17 protein-coding genes and 2 pseudogenes are annotated in these 26,308 nt (G+C 68.2%); 1 reads left to right on the top strand and 18 read right to left on the bottom strand.

From position 1 onward, the window contains the following. Positions 1-43: 43 nt before the first annotated feature. The 15 genes and pseudogenes from tagF to R2601_RS27720 form a co-directional block, all read right to left on the bottom strand. On the bottom strand, positions 44-664 hold the full coding sequence (gene tagF / locus R2601_RS25525) for a type VI secretion system-associated protein TagF (protein ID WP_007799508.1): 621 nt from the start codon (positions 662-664) through the stop codon (positions 44-46). Between the two features lie 2 nt (positions 665-666). Continuing rightward, positions 667-4,221, bottom strand: coding sequence for a type VI secretion system membrane subunit TssM (gene tssM / locus R2601_RS14155; RefSeq protein ID WP_007799506.1), 3,555 nt, complete (start codon positions 4,219-4,221; stop codon positions 667-669). A gap of 4 nt (positions 4,222-4,225) precedes the next feature. Continuing rightward, on the bottom strand, positions 4,226-5,584 hold the full coding sequence (gene icmH / locus R2601_RS14150) for a type IVB secretion system protein IcmH/DotU (protein WP_007799502.1): 1,359 nt from the start codon (positions 5,582-5,584) through the stop codon (positions 4,226-4,228). Between the two features lies 1 nt (position 5,585). Further along, positions 5,586-6,920 (bottom strand): type VI secretion system baseplate subunit TssK, encoded by a 1,335-nt coding sequence (tssK, locus tag R2601_RS14145; protein WP_007799500.1) that lies wholly within the window; start codon positions 6,918-6,920, stop codon positions 5,586-5,588. 14 nt (positions 6,921-6,934) lie between these two features. Next, complete coding sequence (tssJ, locus tag R2601_RS14140; RefSeq protein WP_007799498.1) at positions 6,935-7,387, bottom strand: type VI secretion system lipoprotein TssJ; 453 nt, start codon at positions 7,385-7,387, stop codon at positions 6,935-6,937. 1 nt (position 7,388) lies between these two features. Continuing rightward, positions 7,389-9,011 carry a type VI secretion system-associated FHA domain protein TagH gene (gene tagH / locus R2601_RS14135; RefSeq protein WP_007799496.1) on the bottom strand — a complete coding sequence of 541 codons (1,623 nt, stop codon included), beginning with the start codon at positions 9,009-9,011 and terminating at the stop codon, positions 7,389-7,391. Further along, positions 9,008-10,072 carry a type VI secretion system baseplate subunit TssG gene (tssG, locus tag R2601_RS14130; protein WP_007799494.1) on the bottom strand — a complete coding sequence of 355 codons (1,065 nt, stop codon included), beginning with the start codon at positions 10,070-10,072 and terminating at the stop codon, positions 9,008-9,010. Before tssG ends, tagH begins: the two co-directional genes overlap by 4 nt. Further along, a complete protein-coding gene (gene tssF / locus R2601_RS14125; RefSeq protein WP_007799493.1) occupies positions 10,036-11,913 on the bottom strand; it encodes a type VI secretion system baseplate subunit TssF in 1,878 nt (625 codons plus the stop codon). The genes tssG and tssF overlap by 37 nt, the downstream gene beginning before the upstream one ends. Continuing rightward, entirely contained in the window at positions 11,913-12,635 is a 723-nt protein-coding gene (gene tssE / locus R2601_RS14120) for a type VI secretion system baseplate subunit TssE (protein WP_040544742.1), read from the bottom strand. The genes tssF and tssE overlap by 1 nt, the downstream gene beginning before the upstream one ends. Before the next feature lie 22 nt (positions 12,636-12,657). Then, on the bottom strand, positions 12,658-13,167 hold the full coding sequence (locus R2601_RS14115; RefSeq protein WP_007799489.1) for an Hcp family type VI secretion system effector: 510 nt from the start codon (positions 13,165-13,167) through the stop codon (positions 12,658-12,660). Between the two features lie 30 nt (positions 13,168-13,197). Next, entirely contained in the window at positions 13,198-14,706 is a 1,509-nt protein-coding gene (gene tssC, locus R2601_RS14110) for a type VI secretion system contractile sheath large subunit (RefSeq protein ID WP_007799485.1), read from the bottom strand. Positions 14,707-14,709: 3 nt separating this feature from the next. Further along, positions 14,710-15,249, bottom strand: coding sequence for a type VI secretion system contractile sheath small subunit (tssB, locus tag R2601_RS14105; protein ID WP_007799484.1), 540 nt, complete (start codon positions 15,247-15,249; stop codon positions 14,710-14,712). 21 nt (positions 15,250-15,270) lie between these two features. Next, complete coding sequence (locus tag R2601_RS14100; RefSeq protein WP_007799482.1) at positions 15,271-16,419, bottom strand: type VI secretion system protein TssA; 1,149 nt, start codon at positions 16,417-16,419, stop codon at positions 15,271-15,273. A gap of 206 nt (positions 16,420-16,625) precedes the next feature. Beyond that, a pseudogene (gene tssH, locus R2601_RS14095) lies at positions 16,626-19,304 on the bottom strand (type VI secretion system ATPase TssH); the annotation flags it as partial. Beyond that, positions 19,243-19,380 (bottom strand): annotated as a pseudogene (locus R2601_RS27720) (hypothetical protein); the annotation flags it as partial. The pseudogenes tssH and R2601_RS27720, both read right to left, overlap by 62 nt. 128 nt (positions 19,381-19,508) lie before the next feature. On the opposite strand from R2601_RS27720, the gene R2601_RS14090 reads away from it, so the two are divergent. Next, entirely contained in the window at positions 19,509-21,602 is a 2,094-nt protein-coding gene (locus tag R2601_RS14090) for a serine/threonine protein kinase (RefSeq protein WP_195903857.1), read from the top strand. Positions 21,603-21,720: 118 nt separating this feature from the next. Here R2601_RS14090 and ispG read toward each other — a convergent pair whose 3' ends face one another. The 3 genes from ispG to hemA form a co-directional block, all read right to left on the bottom strand. After that, positions 21,721-22,854 (bottom strand): flavodoxin-dependent (E)-4-hydroxy-3-methylbut-2-enyl-diphosphate synthase, encoded by a 1,134-nt coding sequence (gene ispG / locus R2601_RS14085; protein WP_007799477.1) that lies wholly within the window; start codon positions 22,852-22,854, stop codon positions 21,721-21,723. A gap of 122 nt (positions 22,855-22,976) precedes the next feature. Further along, positions 22,977-24,602 (bottom strand): helix-turn-helix domain-containing protein, encoded by a 1,626-nt coding sequence (locus tag R2601_RS14080; RefSeq protein WP_007799475.1) that lies wholly within the window; start codon positions 24,600-24,602, stop codon positions 22,977-22,979. 352 nt (positions 24,603-24,954) lie between these two features. Next, positions 24,955-26,178 (bottom strand): 5-aminolevulinate synthase, encoded by a 1,224-nt coding sequence (gene hemA, locus R2601_RS14075; protein WP_007799472.1) that lies wholly within the window; start codon positions 26,176-26,178, stop codon positions 24,955-24,957. Positions 26,179-26,308 lie beyond the last annotated feature (130 nt).

The raw sequence follows: 26,308 nt of genomic DNA, 5'->3' as shown, positions 1-26,308 counted from the left end.
GTCTCGGTGGGCAAAGACCTCACCATCGACGCCAAGGACAGCATCAGCTGACATGCGGCAAGGCCAGCATCGTGATGAAGAAGGACGGCTCGATCACCATCAAGGGCAAGGACATCAGCATCGACGGCTCTGGCAAGATCACCGCCAAGGCCAGCAGCGACATGACCCTCAAGGGATCGAAGATCAACCAGAACTGACGAGCCGCTCCAGCGCCTCGGGGCCGCGCGGGATGCGCCCGGGCGCCCAGACCAGCGGCGGGCGCAGCGCCGCGCCCCCCGCCTTCGGGAGCGAGCGGCGCGAGCGCTGCGGCAAGTTCGTCTGCCCCGGCCTCTCCGGCCACCGCGCGGTCGAGATGCGGCAGCACCTTCCCTCCCCAGCGCTCGGCCGCGTCCTGCGCCACGGACGCCACCGCAGAGACCGCCGCCAGCGGAAATGCCCGCCCAGCCGCGTCGACGCTGGGCACCACCAGCAGTAGGAGCACGTCCTCGCGGGTGCCCTCGAGCAGCGCCATCAGCCCTTGCGACGGCCAGCGTTCCGGGTGTGCCGAGAAGGCGCCAAGGTGACGCGTCAGCCACTGGTCGACGCGCGCCCGCTGCCCCGGCCCGAGGCCGCGGGTGAGGAAGTCCCCCGCCAGAGGCAGCTTTCCGAACAGTCCGGTGGCCACGCTCAGAACCCGCGCGGACAGGTGAAGCCCGAGAACATCTCGAGATCGAACGGGTTCTCCACCGAGTTGGCGCGCAGGTTGAAGCTCGCCGAAAAGCCGCGCGCCCCGAGCCGGAGGCCGAACACCTCGGGCAGCGCCGTGGCCGAGAGCGCGCCCTTGCGCAGCATCCGCAGGATCGCCCAGCTTCCGGTTTCTGAGGTGATGACCTCGCCGCTGCCGTCCACCGGCGCGAAGCTCAGGGTGATCATGTTGGTCTGGTCAGGCCCCGGCCAGGTCATCGGCACCGGGCGTGCGGCGGCGTTGAAGTACGACAGCACCTGCCCGTCGACATTCAGCGTCACCCGGCTTGCATTGGGCGACAGGTCGCGCGGCTCGAGACTGAAGGCCATGACCGGCCCGGCGCCGCCGGGGAACAGCGCGTCGCGCATCGATCGGGCATTCTCGAACGGGGCGAGCACCGAAGGCTCGAGCCCGAAATCCGCGCGCCACTGCCAGGGCCGCACGGTGGTGTCGATATAAGCGCCGAGATGCGTTTCGATGAAGGCGTCGATCAGCCCGCCGCGCCCGAAGAGCCGGGCGAAATCGAGCGTGTTCACGTCGATGGCCGAGCTCTGGTCGAACGGGTAGCGCCCAGCCGTGGCGGAGACGCAGAACGGCAGCACGTCGGCCCGCCAGCGGGCGTTGAGCTGCGCCAGAACCGCCTCGCGTGTGACGCTGATCGCGTCGCCGGCAATGCCCGAGATCCAGTCGTCGATCGGATCGGGCAGCGCCGCCGCCTCGTTCGCGATGGCCCCGGTGAGCTTTGGCAGACCGCCGCGCGCCAGAAGCGCCGCCTGCGGGTCGGGGCTGGCCGAGACGGTCTGCAGCTCGTTCGACAGCGCGGTGAGCGCCGCGACCGCATCGCCCAGCAGCGGCGGCTGGCCATCGACCTCCTCGACGGTGGCGCGGATCGGCGCGAAATGGTCCGAGACCGGGGTGCCCGGCGGATCGGGCTCGACCGTCTCCGAGCCGCCGCCCGCCCTGGCGATGCGGGTGCCGGTCTTGACCAGCTTGCCCAGCTTGCCGAGCTTGGAGAGCGCCTTGGTGCCCTCGCGCTGCGCGGCGGAGTTGTTGGCGAGCCCTCCGCCGCCCGCATCCTCGGGCCGCGCCAGATGGGTCTCGGTCACGACCGAGGTCAACAGCCGCTTCAGCGCGCTGTCCGCCGAGGCAAGGTCCTTGAGGTTCTGCCGCGCCTGCTCGAGATCCGAGATCGGGGTCAGCCGGATGTCGCGCAGGAAGCCGTCCCACTGGGCGATGAAATCGTCGTAGTAGAGCTTGAGCACGTCCGCTTCGAGCGTGTCGACCGAGGCCTCTGCGCTCTCGTTGCAGCCGCCGGCGAACACCGCCCGGTCGAGTTGCGCCTGCGCCGCCACCTCGGGCACCAGCGGCAGCACGGTCTCGTGGAAGCCCGCAAAGGTGAAGGCGCCGGGCAGACCGACGCGCAGAGATTTCTCCGACAGCCGGGTCAACACGCGTGCACCATTGGGCCCCGCGACCTCGGCGGGCACCCATTCGGGCAGCGAAGCCACCGCCGGGTCGCTGCGCAGGCTGCGGTAGGCGCGCACCGCCAGCGGGATGGTGCAGATGCTCTCGAGCGCGGTCGAGATCAGCGCCGCGTCGGGTTCGATCTTCTGCTCCTCGCCGCCCATGCGTTGCAGCGCGGAGATCTGGTGGTCGATGCTTTCCTCGGTCGGGAACACGTCGATGGGCGCGAACTCGGGCAGCACGGTCTGCCACCAGACATTGAGAAAGGCGGCATCGTAGGGCGCCTGACCGGTCAGCATCTGGTAGGCCTTGAGCCCGCCGAGCAGGAATTCAGGGTCGCGCGCATGGCGCCACATGGTCGCCTCGAGCAGCGCCACCATGCGCGGCTCGAGCACGTTCCGGAGCGTATGGTCATAGGCGATCTCGTGCACCCGGGCGAGCTCGGGCTCGGCGGTGGGGCCGAGCACGGTGAGCGGCGACGGCGGCAGCGTGGTGGCGGCGTTGACCGTCTCGTTGGCGGCGTCGAGCGCGAGGTCGAGATCGAGCGGATCGGTGGGCGCCTGCCGGGAGGCAACATTGGCCAGTCGCGCCGACAGCGTCGCGAGCTGGCGCTCCTGATCGGCGAGCGCCCCGTTGTAGCGCAGGTAGGAGAACAGGAAGGCGGTGCCCAGCAGCGCCGTCACCAGCACCGCCGCCGCCAGCGTGCCACGCCAAGCCCAGCGCCGGCGATCCTCGGCGCGCGGATCGAAACGGCCAAGCCCGGCCTCGGGGAAGATCAGTTCGCTCAGCAGGTTGCGCAAAAAGAAGCTGCGGGTCTCGCGATGCGCGCGCCGCTCGGGGCGCGGTGCATCCATGCCCAGCGCCGCGGCGGTGCCCGCCACCAGCCGGTCGATGGGCGAGCCCTCCTGGGTGGCCGAGCTGAAATAGACGCCGCGCAGCCACGGGCTGTCCTCGTAGCGGCTTTCACCGAACACCGCCTCGACCAGCACCTTGAGCGGCCGCGTCAGCGCCTCGACCTGCGCCGGGAAGCGGAAGATCTCGGCCCGTTCCTCGAGCGGCAGATCCTCGGCGATGCGCCCGTCAAGACGCGCCTCGAGCGATTCCTGAAGCACCTTCATCTCGCGCTCGACGGTGATCGCGTCGACCCGGTCGGCCGTGCCCAGCGTGGCGCCCCAGACCTGCTCGCGCTCGCGGGTGTTGAGATCGCCGAAGAAGCTTTCGAAGCCCGGGATCAGGTCGGCCTTGGTGATCATCAGGTAGACCGGCAGCTTCAGGCCGGTCTGCGCCGAGAGCTCCGCGAGACGATTGCGGATCTCGCGCCCATGCTCGCGGATCGCGGTGTCGTCGCCGGTCAGCTCGCGGGTCGAAAGCGTCAGGATCACGCCGTTGAGCGCCCGCCGTCCGCGGTGCTTGACCAGAAGCTCGACAAACCCCTTCCACTCGGCGGCGTCGACCTCCGGGTCGGACTGCTGCTGCACGTAGCGCCCGGCGGTGTCGATCAGCACCGCGTCCTCGGTGAAGAACCAGTCGCAATTGCGGGTGCCGCCGATGCCCTTGAGATCATCCGACAGGTCGATCGGGAAATGCAGCCCCGACTGGCGCAGCGCCGTGGTCTTGCCGGTGCCCGGCGGGCCGATGAAAACGTACCACGGCATGTCGCGCAGGAACTTGCGGCCGCCAAGCTTGGAGCGCTTCATCTGCTCGAGCACGCTCTGGAACTTGGCGCTGACCTCGGCGAGGTTCTCCTCGCCCGGGGCCATCGCGGTCTCGGGCGGCGGTGCGGCCAGTTCCGACACGAAGGCGCGGTTGGCCTTGGCGGCGCGGATCTGGCGGATCAGCATGGACAGAAGCCACAGGATCAGGATCACCCCGATCACGATGACCCGCACCAGTTCCCCGGCGAGCGGCTGCGCCGAACCGATGCTGACCAGCGGACCGTAGAACCAGATCAGCGTGCAGAGCACCGCAATGCCGATCAGCGTCCACAGGAAGCGGGAGAACAGGAAGCGGAAGATCGCCTTGAGCACACCCATCGCCTCACACCTTCTTCTGCAGGATGACTTCGACGCGGCGGTTGCGCGCGCGCCCGTCGCGGGTGCCGTTGTCGGCGATCGGATCCTCGGCGGCGCGCCCCTCGGAGCTCACCAGCTCCGCCGGCACGCCCTGCGCGCGCAACATGTCGGCGATGGTCTTGGCGCGCGCCTCGCTCAGCCCCTGATTGGAGCGGAACGGGTTCGAGGTCTGCACCGGGATGCTGTCGGTATGCCCGACCACACGCACCGCGCCGATGAACTCGATATTGTCCCGGATAACCTGCGCGATGGAGCCCACCAGCGGGCTGTAGACATCGTTGATGTCGGCCTTGGCCGAGCGGAACACCTCGGGTTGGGTCGCCTGGATCACCACCACGGCGAGCGACACGTCCTCGCGCCCGCTGAGCGCCCCGCCGGTGTCCGAGGGCGCGGCCTCGGCGAAGAGCGGCAGCAGTTCGAGCACCACAGGCTCGGCCACGAATTGCGGGCTCTCGACGGTCTCGATCACCGGGCGGAAGATCTCGGCCCGCTCGGTCGGCGGCAGCAGCCCCGCCACCGAGAACAGCTGCTCGCCCCGCTTCGACAGGCTCATGCCCAACGCCACGTAGATGCCCACGACAAGCGCCACCGCGATGAGCCCGATGGACCAGAGCGGCACGATAAAGCCGCGATCCTCGTCCTCGGCACGGACCCCCTGCCAATGCGGCGAGAGCGGCGCGTCCTCGCTGTCACGGTCGCGCAGGATACGGGCCATCTGGCCACGCAGCTGACCCAAAGCCGCCTCCCCCGCACCCGGCTCGAGCCGGTGCTTGCCGCGAAAGCCCAGCGACAGGCAGAGAAACGCCAGCTCGAGCAGCTCCGGGTCGCGCTCGGGGTAGCGCACCAGCCCCTCGGCCAGCTCGAAGAAGCGCTCCCCCGCGTCGATGTCGCCATACATCTGCACCACCAGCGGATGGCGCGGCCAGCCGCTTGCCCCGCCCCATGGCGTGTTGAGCGCGATGTCGTCCAGCAGCGCAGCCACGAACCACGCCCCCTGATCGGCACGGGTCAGCGTGACCCCCGCGGTCACCGCAGCGTCGCGCGCGTAGGTGAGGTTCTCGTGCAGGCGCAGGCGCAGAAGATCCGGGTTCTCGGGCGGCACCGCGCGCTCGAGTTCGGGCGCGAAACCCAGCAGTGCGGCGTAGGAATTGACCAGAGGGTTGTCGCTCGCCCGTCCACCGCGCAGCCGCACCGAGCCGCCGCCCTCGGGCATGACCACGTGATCGTGCCGCGGCGTGCTCTGGTTCTGCCGGGCAGCGGGGCGCGGCCGGATGCGGGTGCGCCCGGCGTCGTTCTCCAGCCCGAATGGATCTTCGTCACTCATGTCACCGGCTCACCGCATAGCAATCAATCTCGGGCTCGCGCTCCAGCTTGCCCGCCACCCCCACCACGAAGCCCGGCGCCTCTGCCAGCGAAGCCCAGTGGTTCGAGCTGCGGTCGAGCTCGAGGCAGAGCCGCTCGCCATCATAGGGGATCTCGCGCGGCTGCGAGCCGAGCGGCTTGAGCGGGATGCCGGTCAGTCGCGACTTCCACAACGCGTCGAAATCGTCGGCGGCGCCCACCGTTGCCTGGTCGACGAACATCTTGCGCAAGAGCGCCTCCGAAAGGTCGCCCCCCACCCGCAGCACGATGCGGCTGGTCCGGATGATCTCGGGGTTGTCGATGCGCACGGTCCAGATGTTCTCGGAATGGCGCGTCACCCGCAGGGCGCGGCTCTTGGGCTCGACATGGCGCAGCGACAGCACGAGCGAGCGCAGCGTGTCGGCAAGCTCGCCGAAGCCCGGCTGCGGATCGGTGTGGTCATAGGGCGGCATCTCTCCGAGGCGCCGCGCCGAGGCGCCGTAGGTCGCCAGCCGCCCGGCGATGGCGGCCAGCTCCATGTAAAGCTCGGAGGGATGGAAGTTGTCCTGCGCCAGCATGTGCGCCAGCCGCTGCCGCGCGCTGTTGGCCGCCTCGAGGATCAGCAGGTTCTCCATAGAGGCGCCGGTGCCGCCCAGCACCATGCCGCCATGGGCGTCGGCCACGCGGTCGATGCCGGTCACCAGCTCCTTGAGCAACCGCCCGTACCACGGCACCGCCCCGGTGTTCAGCGCCGGCGGCAGGAAGCCCGCGTCAAGCAGCACCGAGCCATCCGCGCTCAGCCCCTCGAGCCGGGCAATGGGCAGCGTGGCGTAGCCGCGGGTCTCGTCCTCGGGCAAAAGCAGCTTCGGCGCCAGCTGCGCCACTTCGAGCTCGACCGGGTCCGAGCCTTCGCGGATCTCGTCGCGCACCGTGACCATGCGCCCGCGATAGCGGGTGCCCGAGGCCGGAGCGTGGGCCGGGTCGATCTGCGGCGCGTCGGCGGCCACCGCCGGCACTGCAAGGTGCACCAGCCCTGCCCCCGATTGCGAGACAACGCCCACCGGCTCGATCTCGGCGGTGTCATGCGGGATCGAGAAGAACGTGCCGTCCGGCATCACGCCCTGCGCCTCGGCGATGGCGATCTGCCCGGTTTCCAGCGCCACCGGGTCAAGCGCGAGCTTGGTGAAGCCGAAGCTCTGCAGCGGCATCGCCTCGAGCGCCTGCCACAGCTGCCACGCCGCGTGCCGGTCCTGCTGCTGCAGGTGCTGGGTCCGAAGGAAGAGCCCCTCGGACCAGACGACCTTGTTCCTGTTTGCCATGCGGGTCCTTTCGTTCAGGCGGTGGTCACGCTCAGGCCGCCGCTGCCGACCGAGATCATCAGGCCGATGTCCTCGGCGGGGGCGGCGATCTTGCGGCGCACGATCTTGCCCGCGGGGTCGCGGAAGCCGGCGGTGACGCCGATGGTGGTGACGCCGGTCTGCAGCGTGATGTCGCGGGTGGCGCTGGCGCCGGGGGCGAGCACGATCTGGTCGGACCTGATCAGTTCGCCGCCGAGCGCCGTGGCGGGGTCCTGCAGCGCGAAGACATCCGCCGCGTCGAAGGCGCTGGAGCCCGAGAGCTGCAGCACGCTCACGGTGACCGGACGGTCGGCGCCGTCGGGGCCGGGGTTCATCCCGGCGGCACCCGAGACGCGCACGGTCATCACCGGTGCTGCGGTCTCCATGCAGCCCGCGAGCGCCAGCCCGCAGCCCCCGATGATCAGGAAATTGCGACGATGGATAAGCATGTCAGTCCCTCCTCTGGTTTTCATAGGCCTCGCGGAAATCCGCCCCGACCTCGCCGAGGAACTGCTCCTCGGCGGAGCGCGCGATTTCGCGGTAGCGTTCCTCGTAAAGCTGCCACAGCTTGGCGCTGCGCCCCCCGGCGATCAGGCTCTCGAGCCGGCCGACATCCTCCATCTCGCGCGAGATCTCGGCTGGATCGAACTTGTCGACCATGCGGCGCAGCGCGGTCTGCAACGCGGACCAGGTACGCACCTGGTGGTCGGTGAGATCGCGGAAGGCCTCGGCCAGCGCCGGCTCGGGGGCAAGGTAGCCGCGCCCACGCGGGCGGATCAGCGCCTCCAGCGCCTCCTCGGAGGTGGCGAGAAATTTCAACGGATTGACGTCCTGACTGGCGATGATGGTCTGGGCCACGCGCACCTTCTGGCGCTCCTTGGCGCGGGTGCGCAGAAGCAGCATGACCCCCTCGACCATGGCGCGCATGGAGGCGCCAATGCGCTCGATCTCCTCGTCGCTCCATGTCTCGCGGCCCTCGGGGTCGAGCCCCATGCCCCGGAACAGCGCCTCGAGCCGGTCGCCCTGCCCGCTCGCCGGCGGCGGGTCGCCGGCTGCGGGCTGCTGGGGTGGGACCGACGGCCCGGAGGCTTCGGGCGGCGGGGCCTGAGGCTCAGGGGCGCCGCGCACGGGCTGCGCGACGGCGGCCACGGGCGGTTCGGGGCCGCGCTCTGGCTCGGGCGCGGTCTCCTGCCCTGGCTCTGGCTCCGGCTTGGGTGGCGGGCCGAAGGAAAAATCCGCCGACAGGATCGGCGTCTCGTCTTCGTCCGGTTCCTCGGGCGCCTCGACCTCCGCCACGGGCGGCGCAAGCCCCGCCGAGAGATCCGCGAACAGGTCGGAACGGCGCGGCGGGGCCTGCTCCGGTTCGGGTTTGGGCTCGCCCACAGGCTCCGAGCCACGCAAAGCGGTCGCATCCTCGTCGAAGAAATAGCCCCGTCCGGGCCGTTCGCGCTGGCGCGGCGTCGCGTCGTCACGGCGCGCCACACCTGAGGGCGCGTCCTCGCCGCGCGGCGCGCTCCGGGCCGACCCACGCAGGTCGAGCTCGAACGGATCGGCCTGATCCAGCGGCCTCGGCGGCTTGGGCTCTTCCTTCTCCCAGCTCAGCGCCTCCCCGCCATCGCGGCGCAGGCCGAACGGATCGGGCAGCGAGGCCGGGCGCTCGGGCGGCGGGGCGACCTCCTCGGGCGGGCCGAAATCGAAACCGCCCGACTGCACCCGCGCCGGCGTCACGGTGCCGCCGCCGGGTTCGGCCGGAGCGGCGCTGGCAGACTCCACCCGCAGGGTGAAATCCCCCAGTCGCAGCCGCATCCCCGGCTCCAGCGGCACCGCGTTGCCGGCGCCCACCGGGTTGGCCGCGTTGTCGATGAACAGCCCGCCGGAAGACGCATCGGTGACCATCACCCGTCCGTCCTCGTCCGACAGCACGCAATGCCGGCGCGAGACGAACATCTCGGGATCGTCGAGCTGCCAGTCCGCATCATCGCTGCGCCCGATGCTGAGCCGCCCGCCCTCGAAGACCATCTCGGTCACCGCCTGCGGCCGCGGGGCCGCCTCGATCACCAGTCGCAAACTCATGATGCCCCTCCCGCCGCAGCGCCGGTGCTCTCGGTGAGGCTGCCAAAGCAGAGCTCGTCGCCATCGCGCCCGGCGACCGGGTCGAGCCACAGCGTCTGCCCCAGCCGGCCCTTGCCGATGCGGGCCTCGGGGACCTCGTCGGCGCGCAGCACGAGGCGCAGGCCGAAATCGAGGTCGCGCCCCATGGCAAAGACGACCGCATGGCGCAGCCGGTCCCACGCCTCTGCATCGTCGAGGAAGGTGGTGAACTGCGTGAGCGTCAGCGGCCCGAGCCGGATCTCGGCGCGGGACTGCCGGTCATAGCTGCGCGCCCCCACCACCGCCCCGGTGCCAAGGCCACAATATTGCTGCCCCACGCGGGTCTGCAGCGGTTCGGGGATCTCGATCCAGTGGCCGGAGAACTCGTCGATGCTCACCGGCATCTCGAGCACCGTCTCGAGGAAGCGCGCCAGCCGCTCGGGGCTGCGCACCTCCTGCGCCAGCGAGGTGGCGTGGTGCAGCTTGGAGCCGTCGAGGCGGCGGTCGCCGGTCATCTCTCCGGGCAGCCCGATCCCCGCCAAGGCGCGCAGCATCGCGGTGATGCGCTCGCCATCGCCATGGGCGATGTGGATCTCGGGCCGGGTGTCGGCCCAGGCGCGCCAGTAGAGCGCCATCATCCTGTGCTGCAACAGGTTGGCGAACTCGAGGAAGGAGGTGTCGGCGGTGACGCCCTCGCTCTCGCCCGAGAACCAGCGGTTCGACAGGCGCTGCAGGATCCAGCGCGTCATGTGCAGCGGCATCGGGCCCTCGGGTCCGATCAGCCCCAGCACGTTGACCGTGACCTGCGCCGGGTGCGCGCCCCTGGCCGGTGTGAAGGCGGCGAGATCGGAGGTGGCAAAGCTCATGCGTGCCGACTGGCCCAGCCGGGCCGGCTCGCGCCCGGCATCACCAGAGCGTCCGAAGCGGCGGTCCTCGGTCTCGAGCTGGCGCAGCAGCTCGAAGAAATCCATCTCGGCGATCTCCTCCGCCGAGGGGGGCGCGGCGCTCAGATCAGCGCGCGTGTGCCCGGCGTCATCGGCCATGTCACCTCCGTCTGCTGATGGGTCAGTTTCGTACGGGTCCGGATGAAGGAATTGATCGCCGCGTGCCGTGCGAAGAGCCGCGAGAGCAGCGCCGAGAGCAGCAGGTCGCTGCCGCCCGAGAGCATCTGGTCGTTGACCAGCAAGGTGATCTCGGTGCCGCGGCCAAAGCAGATCGGCCCCGAGCGCTGCAACCGCTCGACGATCGAGCGCGCCTCGATGCCCTCAACGCTTTCGCCGTGGCGGCGCAGGCTCGGGTCGCCGCGATCGGCATAGAGCGAGATCAGCGCCTGCAGCGGCTCGGCACCGTCGCGGCTCTCGGTCAGCGAGATGTGGTTGAGGCTGAGCTGGCTGATCCAACGCCATGTAAGGTGATCGAGCTGGCCCTCGCCGCCAGCGCCGTGCGGCAGGCTCGAGCGCAACGACGGGCGCGGCCGGCGCATGTTGCGCAGCAGGCGGATCTCCTGCACCGGATCGCCGGTCTCGAGGGTGAGCTTGGGCATGTCGTCGAGGAGCGGCAGATCGCGGTTGGTGCAGAGCGCCCGCACATCGAGCCGGCGCAGCGGCTTTGTCGCCTCGCCGCCCGCCGGGCGACCGATGGAGACGTAGAAATCGTCGCCCGAATAGCTCGAGCGGGTCTGGCCACGGCGCACCTCCTCGGTGTCGGGCAGGCGCGGGCGGCGCTCGGCGGAATAGACCGCGCCGCTGTCGGCGCTGACCTCGGTCGAGAACAGCGGCTTGACCCGCGCCTGCGGACCGTCGGCCTCGGCATCCTCGACCCGCAGCAGGCGGTAGATCTCGTAATCCTTGGGGCGGGTGCGGTCGGCCTGCACGATATGGGCCGAGCGGTTGCGCCGCAGCTCCACGAGGTTGCACTCGTGCTCGAAGAGGTTGACGACCGGGCTCACGAACAGGCTCAGGTCCTGCGCCGAGGTGCTGGCAAGGTCGCCGCGCTCCTCGGTCAGCAGCACCACGATCTCGGCCTTGCCCTTGTCGCAGGCGCGGATCACCGGGGCGAGTCCGTCGAGCCGGAGGTAGTGGAAGCGCTCGGGCATCAGGAAGTACTCGCGCAGCAGGCGGTACCCCTCGAACGAGGGCCGCACGCGCGGCAGCAGCGCCTCTGTGTCGCTGATCCCCACCATCTGCGGTGCGTCGATGCGGCGGAACGGGGTGCGCCCGTCGGCGGGCCGTGCCGCGGCCCCTGCCCCGAAGCCGAACACCGCGTCGAACAGCGCGCCGCCGCGCGCGCCGGTGCCGAGATAGACATCGAGCCGGTCGAGCGACAGCTCAGACAGCGCGCCCGCCCCTTGCCGCTCGATCTCGAACAGCAGCCCGGCCGAGGCCTCGCGGGTCAGCGCCTGACTCACGCCTGCCTGCGCCAGCGCGCCGCGATCCGGCAGGTAGCGCACCGCGCCAAGCTTGATCGGCCAGAGATGCACCTCCTGCGCGGTGGTATACGTACAGCGGGTCTGAAGCCCCTCGCGCAACCCCGAGACAAGCCGCGTCCCGCGCTTCATGCGGTAGCCGTCGAGCATCCGCTCGACCTGCGGACCGGGCCCCATGCGCGCCATCGACATCGCCGGCGACGGCCCGGCGAGATCGGGATAGAGCATGTCGAGCAGGTTGCGCACGTAACGGCTGGCCTCGGCATCGACCTTGAGCCGCGTGCGCGCGGCCAGGAAGGCCACGCCCTCGAGCAGCCGCTCGACGTAAGGATCGGGACACGGCACCGCGTCGAGCGCGAGGTTGCGCGCGACGTTGGGGTGCAGGGCGGCAAATTCCTGCGCCAGCCCGCGGATATGGCCGAGCTCTTCTTCGTAGTAATCAAGGAAGACCGCGTCCATCAGCGCTCCTCCAGCGTCGTGCGGGCGTTGCCGTTGTCGAGGTCGATGGTTGTCGACAGGCGCATCCGTTCGGGCACCGGTGAGAGCAGCAACGTGCCTTCGATCTGGATCACCAGCCCGGCCTTGGCGGAGCGCTCGACCTTGACCTTGACGCTGTCGCGCTTGAGCCGGGGCTCGAAGGTGTTCATCACCAGCTTCAGCTCACGCGCCAGCGCGTCCGCGTCGAAATCCAGCCCGTTCCGCCCAGAGAAGGACGGCACGCCGTAATTGAGCACGCTGCGCCGCACCTCGGGAAACTCCGAGAGGAGATCCCCGGGGCTCTCGTGGTCCAGCATTTCGCGCTCGGTCAGCAAGAAGTCCGCCTCCAGCCGCTCGGTATTGAACAATATCTCGATGTCGCGCCGCACCGCTTCGCGCAGCACGTCCGCGGTGACCACGATGCCGCTGTCCTCGAGCATCTTCTGCCGGGCGCGCAGCCCGAACAGACGCCGCGCGAGGATGCGGGTCTCGTCGTCGAGGCCGTCGCGGCGTTCGATGCCGCGCAGGCCGCCCTCGAGCAGCACGCCGACCTCCTCGGCGGAGCCAAGCGCCACCGCCAGATCGCGGGACAGCGCGTCGGCCTCGGCCGAAAGCCCCGGCAGGTCGTTGACCAACCGGTCCCAGAGGGACGGCTGGACAACTTCCTGCCGGGAGACAGCCTGCGACTTGCTACTTTCGGGCATCAGGGGTGCTCATCGGCGCGCCTCAGGCCCCCATGGCGATGTCGAACTCGACCTCGTGCTCGTCGCCGGCGGAGTGATCCTCCTCCTGGACGATGTACTTGATCTTGATGTTCTCGAACGCGAAGCCGATCGACTCCTGCAGCTCCTGACCTTCACGCTCCTTGCCCTCGGAATCGGTGATCCGCCCGACGCCATTGACCTCGTATCTCGAGATGATCGTGTTGGTCATGGTGATGGTGAGGTAGTCGAGATGGGCATCGCCCGAGTCCCGCCGCACCGTCACGATCACGTCCTTGAAGCTCTTGGCCTGCATCGCGGCGAGCGCGATGTAGGGCGAGGAGGCATCGTAGACCTTCTTGCAGTAGAGCGACGAGACCTCGGCGCGCGAGCGCGCCCGGCCGCGGCCGGTCTGCGCAGTGGCGGCCTGCTCGACCGACCACATGATGTCGGTGATGTCGATCTCTTCCTCATGCTCGGCGCGCTGCGACTCGCCGTCGATATCCGGGATTTTCAGATAGCCGGTAAATGCCATTCTACCTCTCCATTTGCTTCAAAGTCAGTGCTACGATTTCACGGAGGGCAGCTCGGAGACGAGCCTCAGGCTCGCATTGATCCCCTCCAGCTGGTAGTGCGGCCGAAGGTAGAAACGGGCGTTGTAATACCCGGGACGTCCCTCGACACTGTCCACCTGCACCTCAGCGGCGGCAAGCGGTCTTCGGGCCTTGGCCTTGTCATCGGCCATGGCCGGATTGGCGAGGACGTAGCGGTTAATCCACTCTCCCAGCCAAACCTGCATATCGGCGCGTTCCTTGAAACTTCCGACTTTGTCGCGCGCGATGGCTTTGAGGTAATGGGCGAACCGGCTGACCGGAAACAGGTAGGGAAGGTTCGCCGACAGGCGTTCGTTCGCCTGCGCATCGGGATCGACCAGCTTGCCGGCCCGCGTTTCGTCATCCTGCAGCGAGTGGGCACCGATGAAGGCGGCCACGTCGGTATTCTTGCGGTGCAGGATGGGCATCATGCCGAGCTTGGCCAGTTCCGCCTCGCGCCGGTCGTCGATGGCGATCTCGGTGGGGCATTTCATCGCCACCGAGCCGTCATCCGTGGGGAAGGTGTGCACCGGCAGGTTCATCACCGTGCCGCCGGATTCCACGCCCCGGATCTGCGTACCCCAGCCCGAGATCTTGTGGCTGCGGTTGATGTTCACGCCCATGGCGAAGGCCGCGTTCATCCAGACGTAATGGTCGTGCTGACCGTCGAGCTCTTCCTCGAAATCGAAGCCCTTCACCGGCACCGTCTCGGCGCCGTAGGGCAGACGCCCGAGCACGCGCGGCATGGTCAGGCCGATATAGCGCGCATCCTCGGATTCGCGCAGCGACTGCCAGCTGGCATATTCCGGGCTCGAGACGATCTGCTCGAGGTCCTGCGGATTGGGCAGTTCCTGCCAGCTTTCCATGCGGAACAGCTGCGGCGCGGCGGCAGCGATGAACGGCGCGTGTGCCGAGGCGCAGATGCCGCTGAGATTGCGCAGCATGCCCACGTCCTTGGGCTTGTGGCTGAACTCGTAGGCGCCGACGATGGCACCGAAGGGCTCGCCGCCGAACATCGAGTACTCGTCCGAGTAGATCTTCTTGAAGACCGCCGACTGGTCCCACATCTGGCCCTCGTAATCCTCGAGGTGGTCGGCCAGTTCGTCCTTCTTCATGTTCATCACCCGGATCTTCAGCTTCTGATCCGTTTCGGTGTTGTTCACGAGGTAATGCAGGCCGCGCCAGGTGCCCTCGATCTCGCGCACCTCGGGAGCGTGCAGGATCTCGTTCATCTGTTTCGACAGCATCTGGTCGATGCCGGCGATCAGCGACTTGATCGACTTCACCGCGTTGCCCGAGATCGTCGCGGTGCCCGACTTCTCCTTCGCCGCAACCGCGAGGTTGGCGACCAGCGACTGCAACTTGTCGCTCTCGGCGTCCTTGACCCGGAAATCCTTCTCGAGCAGCGAGGAGAACTCCCCGAGGTCGAGCGCTTCGGCCTCGGCTGCGCCGCCGGCGTCCGTCTTCTGTTCTTCAGCCATGCGTCAGTCCTCCTTGCTGTCGGCCTGCGCGGCCATCGCCTGCTCTGCGGCCTGTGCCAGCAGCGGCTCATTGTTGAGAAGCTGGGCGATGCGCTTCTCCGCATCGACCTTGCCGTCCATATAGCTGAGCAGCTCCTCGAGCTTGCGGCGCATGCCGAGCAGCTCGTTGAGCGCCGGCACCTGCTCGGCGACCTTGTCGGGGGCGAAATCGCTCATGCTCTTGAAGCTGAGATCGACGAACATCTCCTCGTCCGCCTCCTCGCCCTCTTCCGCCGGCAGGGTGTTCTTGACCCGCGCCTTCACCCGCGGTGCCAGCGCTTCCATGAACTTGTTGAAGCGCCCGGCATCGGTCTCGACGAAATTGCGGTCGCCGATCGGCTTCTTCGCCTCGGGCGTCTCGGAGGCACCGGAGAGGTCCGCCATCACCCCCATCACGAAGGGCAGTTCAATGGTCGTGGGGCTGCCGTAATGCTCCACGTCATAGGCGATCTGAACCCGGGGGGCCCGGTTTCGTTCAATGACTTTCTGCTTGCTGTCGGCCATCCGAATACCTTTCCTGTGTCCCTATTTCTTCTTGTCGTCGACCCCGGCGATGTTGCGGAACTCCTTCAGTCCCGAGGGCGCGATCTCTTCCATTAGCTCCAAGAAATCCATCGCCACCATGCGCCGCATCCGCCGGGCGAGATGCGGGATCGGAGACGAGGGCTCGGTGCGCTCGTAGAACTCGACGATGCGGTCGAGCGAATTCTCGACATCGGCGCGGTTGCGGATCGCGCCATCGACCGCCGGCACCGCCGGTGCGGCAGCGGCGGGCGCGGCCCCGGCGGCGGGCGCTGCGGCCGCGCCGTCCGGTGCAGGCGCGGCGGCCTGTGTCTCGGGCGCGGCGGCCCCGGCCACGGCAGCGCGGCCCATCTCGAGGCTGGCGCGACAGCGCTCGAGGAACTCGAGCAGCTCGGGCAGGATCAGTCCCTGCCCCTCCGGCAGCCCGGCGCCCTGATCGAAAGCGGCGCACAGCGCCTTTATGCCCGCCTCGCAGGCCATCAGATCCGCGATCATCGCGTCGGCGCGCTCGGTCTCCTCGGTGGCGAGCGCCCGCGTCGCCGCGTTCACCCGGTTGACCCGCTGGCCGTGCTTCGAGACCAGCGCGTCCTTCTCGCCCTGGCTCAGACCCGAAGCGGCGCGGTTGAGCATCTCGAAATCGCTCAACCCAGCCTTCGCAAGGTCATCGCCGCTGATCGGACCGATGCCGCGCGGGGTCAGCACAAAGCCCCAGCGCAAATCGCCCAGCAGACCGTTGTCGTCGTTCTCGAGCTGGCGCAACGCGTTGGAGCGCGGCAGCACCGCCATCTTCGGATCGGGCCGGTCGCGCAGCGCCGGGTGCAGGCTGTCCCAGTAGTCGGCCAGCGTCTTGGTCAGAAGCTCGAGCCCGTGGCGCAGCCCCTCGAAGCCCTCGCTGCCGTAGCCGGCCCGCACGAGGATCACCAGGAGTCGCAGATCGCGACCATCGGCAGAGAGCGCCCGGCCCTCGTCCATGATCTCCTGCCACGGCACCGCAGCCGCCGCCTCGTTGATCGTTCCATCATCCTTAAGGCGAACGCTGCTGTCGGCAGCCTCGAGCAGACGCTCGATGGCGTGAAACCTCCCATCATTTCTCAACTCGACACCGGAAGGCTGATCGCCTTCCACAGGCGCCAGGAGCGAAACGATCTCCATCAGAAATGGCCTCTAAAAAATGACTTAACGAAACAAAGTGTTACAGACAGCGTCGATTCGGGCAACGATCTTGAAGGTAAGGTATTCAATGCCCAAAACGCAGGCTCGCGAGAAAATGATCGCGACGCTACGTCAAGATTCTCCTAATAGTTGCAACATATTACCAAAAACCGAGCGACGACCGCGCCCGTTTCCGCCGCACCGGCCTAATCGAACGCGTAACCGAACCCCTCGGGACCGCCGGTCACCGTGACCCTGTGCAGCGCCTTCTTCTCCAGTTGATAGGACAGGATTCGCCGGCTCAGCTCTGGCAGCAGCGTGTTGGTCAGAATGGCGTCGATCATCCGGCCGCCGCTCTCGATCTCGGTACAGCGATCCTTGATGACCTGCATCGCGCCGTCGCCCATCACCAGCTCGGCGCCATAGCCCTCGCCCAGCCGCTTGGCGATGCCCCGCAGCTTGTGGCCGGCGATGGCCTCGATCATCGTGTCCGAGAGCGGGTAGTACGGGATCGTCACCACCCGCCCCAGCAGCGCCGCCGGGAAGACGTTGAGCAGCGGCGGGCGCAGAGCGTCCGAGAGCACCTGCTCCTCGACCGCTTCGGTGCCGTCCTTCGTCAGCCGCATGATCTCGTCCGAACCGACATTCGAGGTCAGCAGGATCAGCGTGTTCTTGAAGTCGATCCGGCGGCCCTCGCTGTCGTCCATCATCCCCTTGTCGAAGACCTGGAAAAAGATCTCGTGCACGTCCGGGTGCGCCTTCTCGACCTCATCGAGCAGCACCACCGAATAGGGCCGGCGCCGCACCGCCTCGGTCAGCACCCCGCCCTTGCCGTAGCCAACATAGCCCGGAGGCGCGCCCTTCAGCGTCGAGACAGTGTGGGCCTCCTGGTATTCGCTCATGTTGATCGAGATGAGGTTGTCCTCGCCGCCATACATCAGCTCGGCCAGCGCCAGCGCGGTCTCGGTCTTGCCGACGCCAGAGGGGCCGCAGAGCAGGAACACGCCCACCGGCTTCTCGGGCGCCTTGAGCCCGGCGGCAGAGGTCTGGATGCGGTTGGCGATCATCTCCATGGCGTGGTCCTGCCCGACCACCCGCTCGGCGAGGTTGCTCGCCAGCGACAGCGCGCGCTCGGTCTGGCTTGCCAGCATCCGCCCCATGGGAATGCCGGTCCAGTCCTGCACCACCGCGGCCACCGCCATGGCATCGACCGCCGGCAGGATCAGCGGCGTCTCGCCCTGCGCCGCGCTCAGCGCCGCCATGCGCTCGCGCAGGCTGTCGAGCGCCGCGGCGCGGTCGAAGCTCTCGGTCACGGGCTCGGTCTGAACCGGGGCCTCGGCCACGGCAACGTCGCCTTCGGCCACCTCCCACTCGGGCGGCGGCGCGTCGCCGATCTCGCCGGTCTCGTCGAGCTTGGCCCCGGCGCCGCGCAGCTGGGCACGCAGGTCGAGGATCTCGGCCACGATGGCCTTTTCCTCCTCCCAGCGCGCATTGGCGCGGTCGAGACAGGCCTTCGCATCGGCAAGCTGGGCTGCCACCTCGGCGGCGCGCGCGTCGACCTCGATGCCAATCGCCTCCTCGCGTTCGATGATGCCGGACTCGATCTCGAGCGCCGCCAGACGCCGCTCGCAATCCTCGACCTCGGCAGGGGTGGCATGCTGGCTCACCGCGACGCGGGCGCAGGCAGTGTCGAGCAGGCTGATGGCCTTGTCGGGCAACTGCCGCGCCGGGATGTAGCGATGCGACAGCTTCACCGCCGCCTCGATGCTCTCGTCCAGCAGCTCGACCTTGTGGTGCTTCTCGAGCACGCCGGCCACGCCCCGGCACATCAGCACAGCCTTCTCCTCGTCGGGCTCGTCGACGATCACCGTCTGGAAGCGCCGGGTCAGCGCCGGGTCGGGCTCGATATGCTGCTTGTACTCCGCCCATGTCGTGGCCGCGATGGTGCGCAGCTCGCCACGCGCCAGCGGTGGCTTCAGCAGGTTGGCCGCATCGCCGGTGCCGGCGGCACCGCCCGCCCCGATCAGGGTGTGAGCCTCGTCGATGAACAGGATGATCGGCGTGTCCGAACTCTGCACCTCCTCGATCACCGCCTTGAGGCGCTTCTCGAACTCGCCCTTCACCGAGGCACCAGCCTGCATCAGGCCGATGTCGAGCATGTGCAGATCGACATTGCGCAGCTGCGGCGGCACGTCGCCGCGCGCCAGCCGCTGGGCGAAGCCCTCGACCACCGCGGTCTTGCCGACCCCGGCCTCGCCGGTGAGGATCGGGTTGTTCTGCTTGCGCCGCAACAGGATGTCGACGATCTGCCGGATCTCGGGGTCGCGGCCCACCACCGGGTCCATCTTGCCCGCCTTGGCGCGCTCGGTGAGGTTGGTGGCGTATTGCGCCAGCGCCGACTTGCCGCCCGGCGTGGGCTTGGCCTTGGGCGCCTCCTCCGGCGCGGTGGCCGGGCGCTCGATGCTGTCGACCAGCAGCGTGTCGAGCTGGTCGGCCACGGCGTTGGGGTCGATCTTGTCGAACTCGAGACTGATCTTGTAGAGCAGCCCCTCGAGCACCGGCACCTTCAGCGCCGCGATCAGCAAGTAGGCCGAGCGCACCGTGTCATCGCCGTAATCGAGCGAGGCGAGGCTCCAGGCCTCCTGGATGGCGCGGAAGATGTGGTCGGAGAACTCCTCGACCGCGCTCGCGCCATGCGGCAGCGCGTCTGTCGCCTTGAGGATGTCGCCGTCGAAACGGTGCCGGTCGACCCCGGCGGTATCAAAGAGAATCGCAACATCCGAATACTCGGTGTCCGCGAGCGCCGTGACGAAGTGGACAAGTTCCACATAAGGGTTGCCGCGCCGTTTCGCGGCCTGTGCAGCCTCGGAAAATGCCTTGAGGCAGGTGGGGTTGAGCTTGCCGACAAGCTCCTTGCGCTTGATCGTTTCCTGCGAGCCGCGAGTGGCCATCTTTGAGTATCTCCGGCGAAAAATATTGTCCGGCAGAGCCGGTAATGAAATAATCGGTCTCGTATTATGCTTTCAGACTAACCTAATTTCGCTTTCAAATCGACCGCTTTGGCGCTCGCCGGCCACGAGGAACAGATCGTGCTCAAGGACCCGCTCGCGACGGACATCTTTTCCAAGGGCCAGGTGCTCAACAATACATACGAGGTGCTTGGCGTGCTCGGGCGCGGCGGAACCGGCGAGGTCTACCTCGCCCGAAACCAGATTTCCGAGCGCAACGTGGCGATCAAGGCGCTCAACGCGCAGTTCTCGGGCCAGTCCGAATATGTCGAGCTGATGAAGCGCGAAGAGCAGATGCGCAGCATCCTCAACGACGCGGTGGTGCGCTATTCCGACTGCTCACGCTCGGATGACGGCCACGTCTTCCTCGTGATGGATTACGTCGACGGCATATCGCTCAGCGACCTGATGGAGCAGCGCCGGCTCGAGGATCGCGAGCTGCTGATCGTGGCGCACCGCGTGCTCGAGGGGCTGGTGGCGACCCATGCGCAGGGCATCGTCCATCGGGATCTCTCACCCGACAACATCATCCTGCGCGCCGGCGAGCCCGAGCAGGCGACGATCATCGACTTCGGCATCGCCAAGGACACCGCCGCCGGCGCGCGCACCATCGTCGGCAAGCAGTTCGCGGGTAAATACGAATACGCCGCCCCCGAGCAGCTCGACGGTGACGCGGATTTCCGCGCCGACCTCTATGCGCTCGGCGCCTCTCTGCTGGCAGTGAAGCGGCGCGAAGTGCCGGAGGTGGGCACCAATCCCGGCGAGGTGGTGCGCTTCAAGGCGCGTCCGCTCGACACCTCGGGGCTGGAATCGCCGCTGAAAGATCTGATCGAATGGCTCGCCGCCCCCGATCTGCGCAACCGTCCGCGCGATGCGACCGAGGCGCTGGAGAAGCTCGACAGCTGGCTGAAGCCGTTCTCGGGCAAGGCGGCCGGAAAGCAGAAAGAGAAGACGGGCGGCCGCGGCGGGATGATCGCAGCCGGGCTCTTGGTGGCGGTGGCCGCCGGCGGCGTCTCGCTGTGGCAGGGCGGCGCGTTTGATGCGCTGTTCCCGCCGCCCCTGCCCCATGCCGAACCCTACCGGCTGAGCGCCGGCAAGAACGGCGCCACCCCGCACCTGAGCGGCAACGCCCCCGACGAGGCGGCGGCGCAGACGCTGAGCGCCGCCTTCGGCGAGGCCGCGGGCGGTGCCGCGCCCGAGGGCGCGTTGACGCTCGCCACAGGCCTGCCCTTCGAGGGCTGGACCGAGGAGGTCGCGACCTTGCTCACCAGCCTCTCGCCACTCGAGAGCTGGGACCTCGAGGTCAGCGGCAACACCGCCCGGCTCACCGGCCTCGCCCCCAGCACACCGGCGCGCGACGCGCTCCGCGATGCCATCTCGGGGCGCGACAGCGCGCTCGCGGTCAGCGCCGAACTGCTGGCAGGGCCCGAGCGGCTGCAGGCCTCCGCGCTCGACCGGGTGCTCGCCGGCCACGCCGATTGCGGCCCGCTCGAGCAGCTCGACGGCGATGGCGTGACCTATGCGCTGTTCGAAACCGTCACCATCACCGGCGACATCTCGGACGAAGCGGTGGCCGAGGCGATGCGCGCCGACCTGAGCCCGGCCATCGGCGACCGCAAGCTGCGTATCGAAACCCGCACCCTGAACGAGGATCTCTGCGCCATCCGCTCGGTGATGCCCAACACGCCCGCCGGGCCGGTGTCGATCTGGCTCGGCGACGGCGGCACCGGCAAGCCGGTGCTCACCGGTGTCTACCGCACAGGCGAGAACCCGGTGGCCGAGATCCAGCTGCCCGCCGACGTGGCCGACGCCTCGCTCTGGGTGATGGTGGTCGACAACACCGGCAAGGTCTTCCACATCCTGCCCAACATGAATGCCGAAGAAACCTCGGTCGACGCACTCGGCGTGGTCGAGAACGGCATTCGCAAGATCCGCGTGCTGTGGCCGATCTCGTCGCTGACCGAGGACCCGACGCGGCTGGCGGTGCAGGTGACCGAAGGCGATTACGGCAAGTCCGAGGTGGTGGCGATCCTGTCGCGCGAACCTCTCTTCGACATCCGCCGCCCGCGCGACGAGAGCGTGGCCTCGGTGGCCGAGGCCCTGGCCGAGACGCTCGAGGGCCGCGAGGGCGTGGTGCTTGGCGTCGCGTCGCGGATCATCGACGCACGGCCCTGAGCGAATGACAACATGGCGCGGGGCCGGCGCTGCGCGAGGAGCGTCTTGTTCTGACGGGATCGGCAGGGAGCCGCGGCCCGGCTCTGGGCCACGCCCGCAACTCCTGGGCCCGACGGCGTTATTCCGCGGCTTCAGTGGCGGCGTCGGCCTCTGCCTCGATCTGCGCCGCCTTCTTCTCGACCTCCTCGACGATGTGGTCGATCATCTGGTCGTTGCTCATCTTGTGGCTGGCCTTCCCCGCGAGATAGACCATGCCGCTGCCGGCGCCGCCGCCGGTAAAGCCCACATCGGTCATCAGCGCCTCGCCGGGGCCGTTCACCACGCAGCCGATGATCGACAGCGACATCGGCGTCTTGATGTGCTCGAGCCGCTCTTCCAGCGCCTCGACGGTCTTGATCACGTCAAAGCCCTGACGGGCGCAGGACGGGCAGGAGATAATGTTGACGCCGCGATGGCGCAGGCCGAGAGACTTGAGGATCTCGTAGCCGACCTTGATCTCCTCCACCGGATCGGCGGACAGCGAGACGCGCAGCGTGTCGCCGATGCCCATCCAGAGCAACTGGCCGAGGCCGATGGCGCTCTTGATCGTGCCCGAGGTCAGGCCGCCCGCCTCGGTGATGCCGAGGTGGATCGGCTTGTCGGTCACGTCGGCAAGCCCCATGTAGGCGGCGGAGGACAGGAACACGTCCGAAGCCTTCACCGAGATCTTGAACTCGTGGAAATCGTTGTCCTCGAGGATGCGGATGTGATCGAGCGCGCTCTCGACCATCGCCTCGGGGCATGGCTCGCCGTATTTCTCCAGCAGGTGTTTCTCGAGCGAGCCGCCATTCACCCCGATGCGCATCGAGCAGCCATGATCGCGGGCAGCGGCAATGACCTCGCGCACGCGGGCCTCGCTGCCGATGTTGCCGGGATTGATGCGCAGGCAGGCGGCGCCGGCCTCGGCGGCCTCGATGCCGCGCTTGTAGTGGAAATGGATGTCGGCGACGATCGGCACCGGGCTTTCGCGCACGATCTCCTTCAGAGCTTTCGCACTGTCCTCGTCGGGGACCGAGACGCGCACGATATCGGCCCCGGCCTCGGCGGCGCGCTGGACCTGCTCCACCGTCGCCTTCACGTCGGTGGTGATCGTGTTGGTCATGGTCTGGACCGAGATCGGGGCGTCGCCGCCCACCGGCACGTTGCCGACCATGATCCGGCGCGACTTGCGCCGCTCGATGTTGCGCCAGGGACGGATCGGATTGTGGCTCATGCCGCAAGGCTCCTCGAGACAGGTGGTTCGCGTGCGGCCATACCTAATGCCGCGAGCGCCACGAGACCAGAGACGATTGCGTGACACCCGGGCCGGGAACCGGACGGAAACCGAGGCGCGGATCAGTCGGTGACGGTTACGCCGCTGTTGAGCTCGGCGACCACCCGCTCGAGATCGGCGTCACGCGCGATGTCGGCGACCTGGTAGCTCGAGGTCAGGTTGTCGACCGAGAGCGCAAGGTTCGAGGTCACCGCGCCGGTGTCGCCGGCCGGGCCGTAGGTCTGGCCGTTGACGGCGAAATAGACCGCGCCGGATTCGCCCACCCGCAGGGTCGCCGGATCCTCGGTGCTGGGCAGCTCGAACGTGTCGCCCGCGCGCATGGTCGCCTCGTAGATCACCGAACCGTCGGCAGCGCGGACCCGCACCCAAGCGGTGCGTACGGCGATCATCGTCACGCCGGGGGCGCTGTCCTCGAGCACCTTGGGCTGGCCGGGCTCGCCCTGCGGCTGCGCCGCTGCGAACTGGGTCAGGTCGTCCATCACGCGCTGCAGATCGGTGTCGCGCGTGGCGTCGGCCGGGGTGTAGGCGGCGGCGATCAGCTCGGGTTGAAGCGACAGGTCGCGGGTCACCGTGCCGGTGGGACCGGCCGGGCCGTAGGTCTGGCCGTTCACCGCGAAATAGACCGCGCCGGACTCGCCCACGTTGAGCTTGGGATCGGTCTGCCCTGCCGGCACCGCCCAGGTCTCTCCGGCATCCATCACGCGTTCGAACAGCACGCTGCCATCGTCGCCGCGCACGCGCACCCAGGCCGGGCGCACTGCGACCAGCGTCATCTGATCGCCGGTGCCGAGCTGCGGCGCCACCGGCTGCAGCTGCGCAAGCTGACGCTCGGAACCATCGGGGGCGGCAACCGGCGCCGGCGGCACGGTGCCGCGCTGCGCGAAGACGCCGACCGTGGCCGGATCGAGCGAGGAAATCGGCGCGTCGCGGGCCACCAGCACCGGCACGTCGAGCGCTTGCGGGCGATAGAGACGGTCGAGCGCCTCGGCGCCCGGGGGCGAGAAGGCGCCAACGCCATCGGCCTGCGCCACCACATCATCGGTGGTGCCCTCTTCCGCGACCGGCGCGACAGCGCCATCGAGCGGGTCGAGCTCGCTCAGCACCACCGGGGTCTGGTCGACCGGGGCAAGCTGCACACGCTGCACCTCGCGCAGGACCGCCCAGCCGCCATAGCCGATGCCGCCGATCAGCGCGACCAGCACCAGCATCGAGGCCACCGCCCCGGGCTCGATCCGCGACAGCAGGCTGTCGCCGGCGGGCACGAAGGGCATCCGCGGCTCGGCGAAGGGATCGCGCGCTGCGGGGCGCGGCGCTTCGGACTTGGTGTAGTTCGGCTTGCGGATGGTCGAGGCGTTCTCGGACATGCCGTGCGCGACGGAGAATCCGCTCTCGGCGCAGAATTCCTGGAAGCACTCGTCCGGATCCATGCCGAGATAGCGCGCATAGGAGCGCACGTAGCCGGCGATGAAGCCCGGGGTATCGAAGGCGGAGGGATCGCAGTTCTCGATCGCGGCGATGTAGCTTGCCTTGATCCTCAGCTCGCGCTGGACGTCGAGCAGCGATTTGCCCATGGTCGCGCGTTCACCGCGCATGACATCGCCAAGCCGCAGTGCAAAATCATCAAATCCGCGCGGGCCATCATCTTCGACGACCTCGTCCGGCCTACGTGAGGATTTCCGCCCGATCATGCGTTCAACCTAAAAATGGTGCTGTCCCAGCTCGCCTGCCCAATCACGCTTTCGCGATTCGCGTCGCGCGTTTTATTAGGGCCACGTTAGCACATCACAACTGCTTTTACAGAGATTCGGCAGGCTATGAGCGTCGTTCTGCGCAAGCCCGCCCGTACATCGTGCACTTGGCCCAACGAAGCGGGCCGCGCCGAAGTTCCTCTATCTGTTCACGAATCCCATCGGCTGGATTCTCGTCCGGCGCGATGTGATCCTGCACCGAATTGGTAAAAAGATAGATAAACCCTCCCGGTCCATGCGGACGGGAGGGTTGGCAAGACACTCAGCGCTCCGGGACCGGAGCGTGATCGGATCAGGCGCTGAGTTCCTGACGGTTCAGGGCGCAATGCGACCACAGCGCATCAAGCGCGTGCACCAGTTTGTCCATCTCGTCGGGGCCGTGCACTGGCGAGGGCGTGAAGCGCAGACGCTCGGTGCCGCGCGGCACAGTGGGGAAGTTGATCGGCTGGACGTAGATGCCGTAGCCATCGAGCAGCATGTCCGAGAGCTGCTTGGTGTGCACAGGGTCACCGACGATCACCGGAACGATGTGGCTGCCGTGGTCGATGATCGGCAGCCCCATGCCCTTGAGCCGGGTCTTGAGGATCCGCGCCTGGGTCTGGTGCCTGTCACGCAGCCCCAGGTCCTGCTTGAGATGAGCGATCGAGGCCGCCGCACCGGCCGCCACCGCCGGCGGGATCGAGGTCGTGAAGATGAAGCCCGGCGCGTAGGAGCGCACAGCGTCGCACATCTTTTCGCTCGCCGCGATGTAGCCGCCGAACACGCCGAAGGCCTTCCCCAGCGTGCCGTTGATGATGTCGATGCGATGCGCCAGCCGGTCGCGCTCGGCCACGCCGCCGCCGCGCGGGCCGTACATGCCGACGGCGTGCACCTCGTCGAGATAGGTCAGCGCGCCGACCTCCTCTGCCAGATCGCAGATCTCGGCGATGGGGCCGAAATCGCCATCCATCGAGTAGACCGATTCAAACGCGATGAGCTTCGGCGCACGCGGGTCGTCGGCGGCGATCAGTTCGCGCAGGTGATCGACATCATTGTGACGGAAGATCCGCTTGGCGCCGCCGTTGCGCTTGATGCCCTCGATCATCGAGGCATGGTTCAGCTCGTCGGAATAGATGATCAGTCCGGGGAACAGCTTAGGCAGGGTCGAGAGCGTGGCGTCATTGGCGATATAGGCGGAGGAGAAGACCAGCGCCGCTTCCTTGCCGTGCAGATCCGCCAGCTCGGCCTCGAGCCGCTTGTGATAAACCGTGGTGCCCGAGATGTTGCGCGTGCCGCCCGAGCCTGCGCCGGTGGCGTCGATCGCCTCGTGCATCGCGCCCAGCACCGCCGGGTGCTGGCCCATGCCGAGATAGTCGTTGCCGCACCACACGGTGATCGGTTGCTCCGAGCCATCGGCCTTGCGCCATGTGGCGTGCGGGAACTGGCCCTTCTTGCGCTCGATGTCGATGAAGGTGCGGTAGCGGCCTTCGTCGTGCAGTCGGTTCAGGGCTTCGTCGAGCTTCGCGGCGTAATCCACCGGTATCTCCTCCTTCGCTTTGGCCACGTCGTTGCTGGCTGCGCGGCGTCTCGTCGGCGGTTCTACCCGCATTCACGTTCGTGAATGGATAACGCTCACAGTGCATCCTGTCCACGGTTTAGAAAGAGAC

The sequence above is a fragment of the Salipiger bermudensis HTCC2601 genome, assembly GCF_000153725.1.
Classification (GTDB): domain Bacteria; phylum Pseudomonadota; class Alphaproteobacteria; order Rhodobacterales; family Rhodobacteraceae; genus Salipiger; species Salipiger bermudensis.
This window is presented reverse-complemented; position numbering and strand designations above follow the sequence as displayed.

What these genes read in the sequence shown, in the direction of transcription:
- tssM (WP_007799506.1), bottom strand. Translation starts at nt 4,221, where the DNA reads ATGGGTGTGCTCAAGGCGATCTTCCGCTTCCTGTTCTCCCGCTTCCTG.
- icmH (WP_007799502.1), bottom strand. Translation starts at nt 5,584, where the DNA reads ATGAGTGACGAAGATCCATTCGGGCTGGAGAACGACGCCGGGCGCACC.
- tssK (WP_007799500.1), bottom strand. Translation starts at nt 6,920, where the DNA reads ATGGCAAACAGGAACAAGGTCGTCTGGTCCGAGGGGCTCTTCCTTCGG.
- tssJ (WP_007799498.1), bottom strand. Translation starts at nt 7,387, where the DNA reads ATGCTTATCCATCGTCGCAATTTCCTGATCATCGGGGGCTGCGGGCTG.
- tagH (WP_007799496.1), bottom strand. Translation starts at nt 9,011, where the DNA reads ATGAGTTTGCGACTGGTGATCGAGGCGGCCCCGCGGCCGCAGGCGGTG.
- tssG (WP_007799494.1), bottom strand. Translation starts at nt 10,072, where the DNA reads ATGGCCGATGACGCCGGGCACACGCGCGCTGATCTGAGCGCCGCGCCC.
- tssF (WP_007799493.1), bottom strand. Translation starts at nt 11,913, where the DNA reads ATGGACGCGGTCTTCCTTGATTACTACGAAGAAGAGCTCGGCCATATC.
- tssE (WP_040544742.1), bottom strand. Translation starts at nt 12,635, where the DNA reads ATGCCCGAAAGTAGCAAGTCGCAGGCTGTCTCCCGGCAGGAAGTTGTC.
- R2601_RS14115 (WP_007799489.1), bottom strand. Translation starts at nt 13,167, where the DNA reads ATGGCATTTACCGGCTATCTGAAAATCCCGGATATCGACGGCGAGTCG.
- tssC (WP_007799485.1), bottom strand. Translation starts at nt 14,706, where the DNA reads ATGGCTGAAGAACAGAAGACGGACGCCGGCGGCGCAGCCGAGGCCGAA.
- tssB (WP_007799484.1), bottom strand. Translation starts at nt 15,249, where the DNA reads ATGGCCGACAGCAAGCAGAAAGTCATTGAACGAAACCGGGCCCCCCGG.
- R2601_RS14100 (WP_007799482.1), bottom strand. Translation starts at nt 16,419, where the DNA reads ATGGAGATCGTTTCGCTCCTGGCGCCTGTGGAAGGCGATCAGCCTTCC.
- ispG (WP_007799477.1), bottom strand. Translation starts at nt 22,854, where the DNA reads ATGAGCCACAATCCGATCCGTCCCTGGCGCAACATCGAGCGGCGCAAG.
- R2601_RS14080 (WP_007799475.1), bottom strand. Translation starts at nt 24,602, where the DNA reads ATGATCGGGCGGAAATCCTCACGTAGGCCGGACGAGGTCGTCGAAGAT.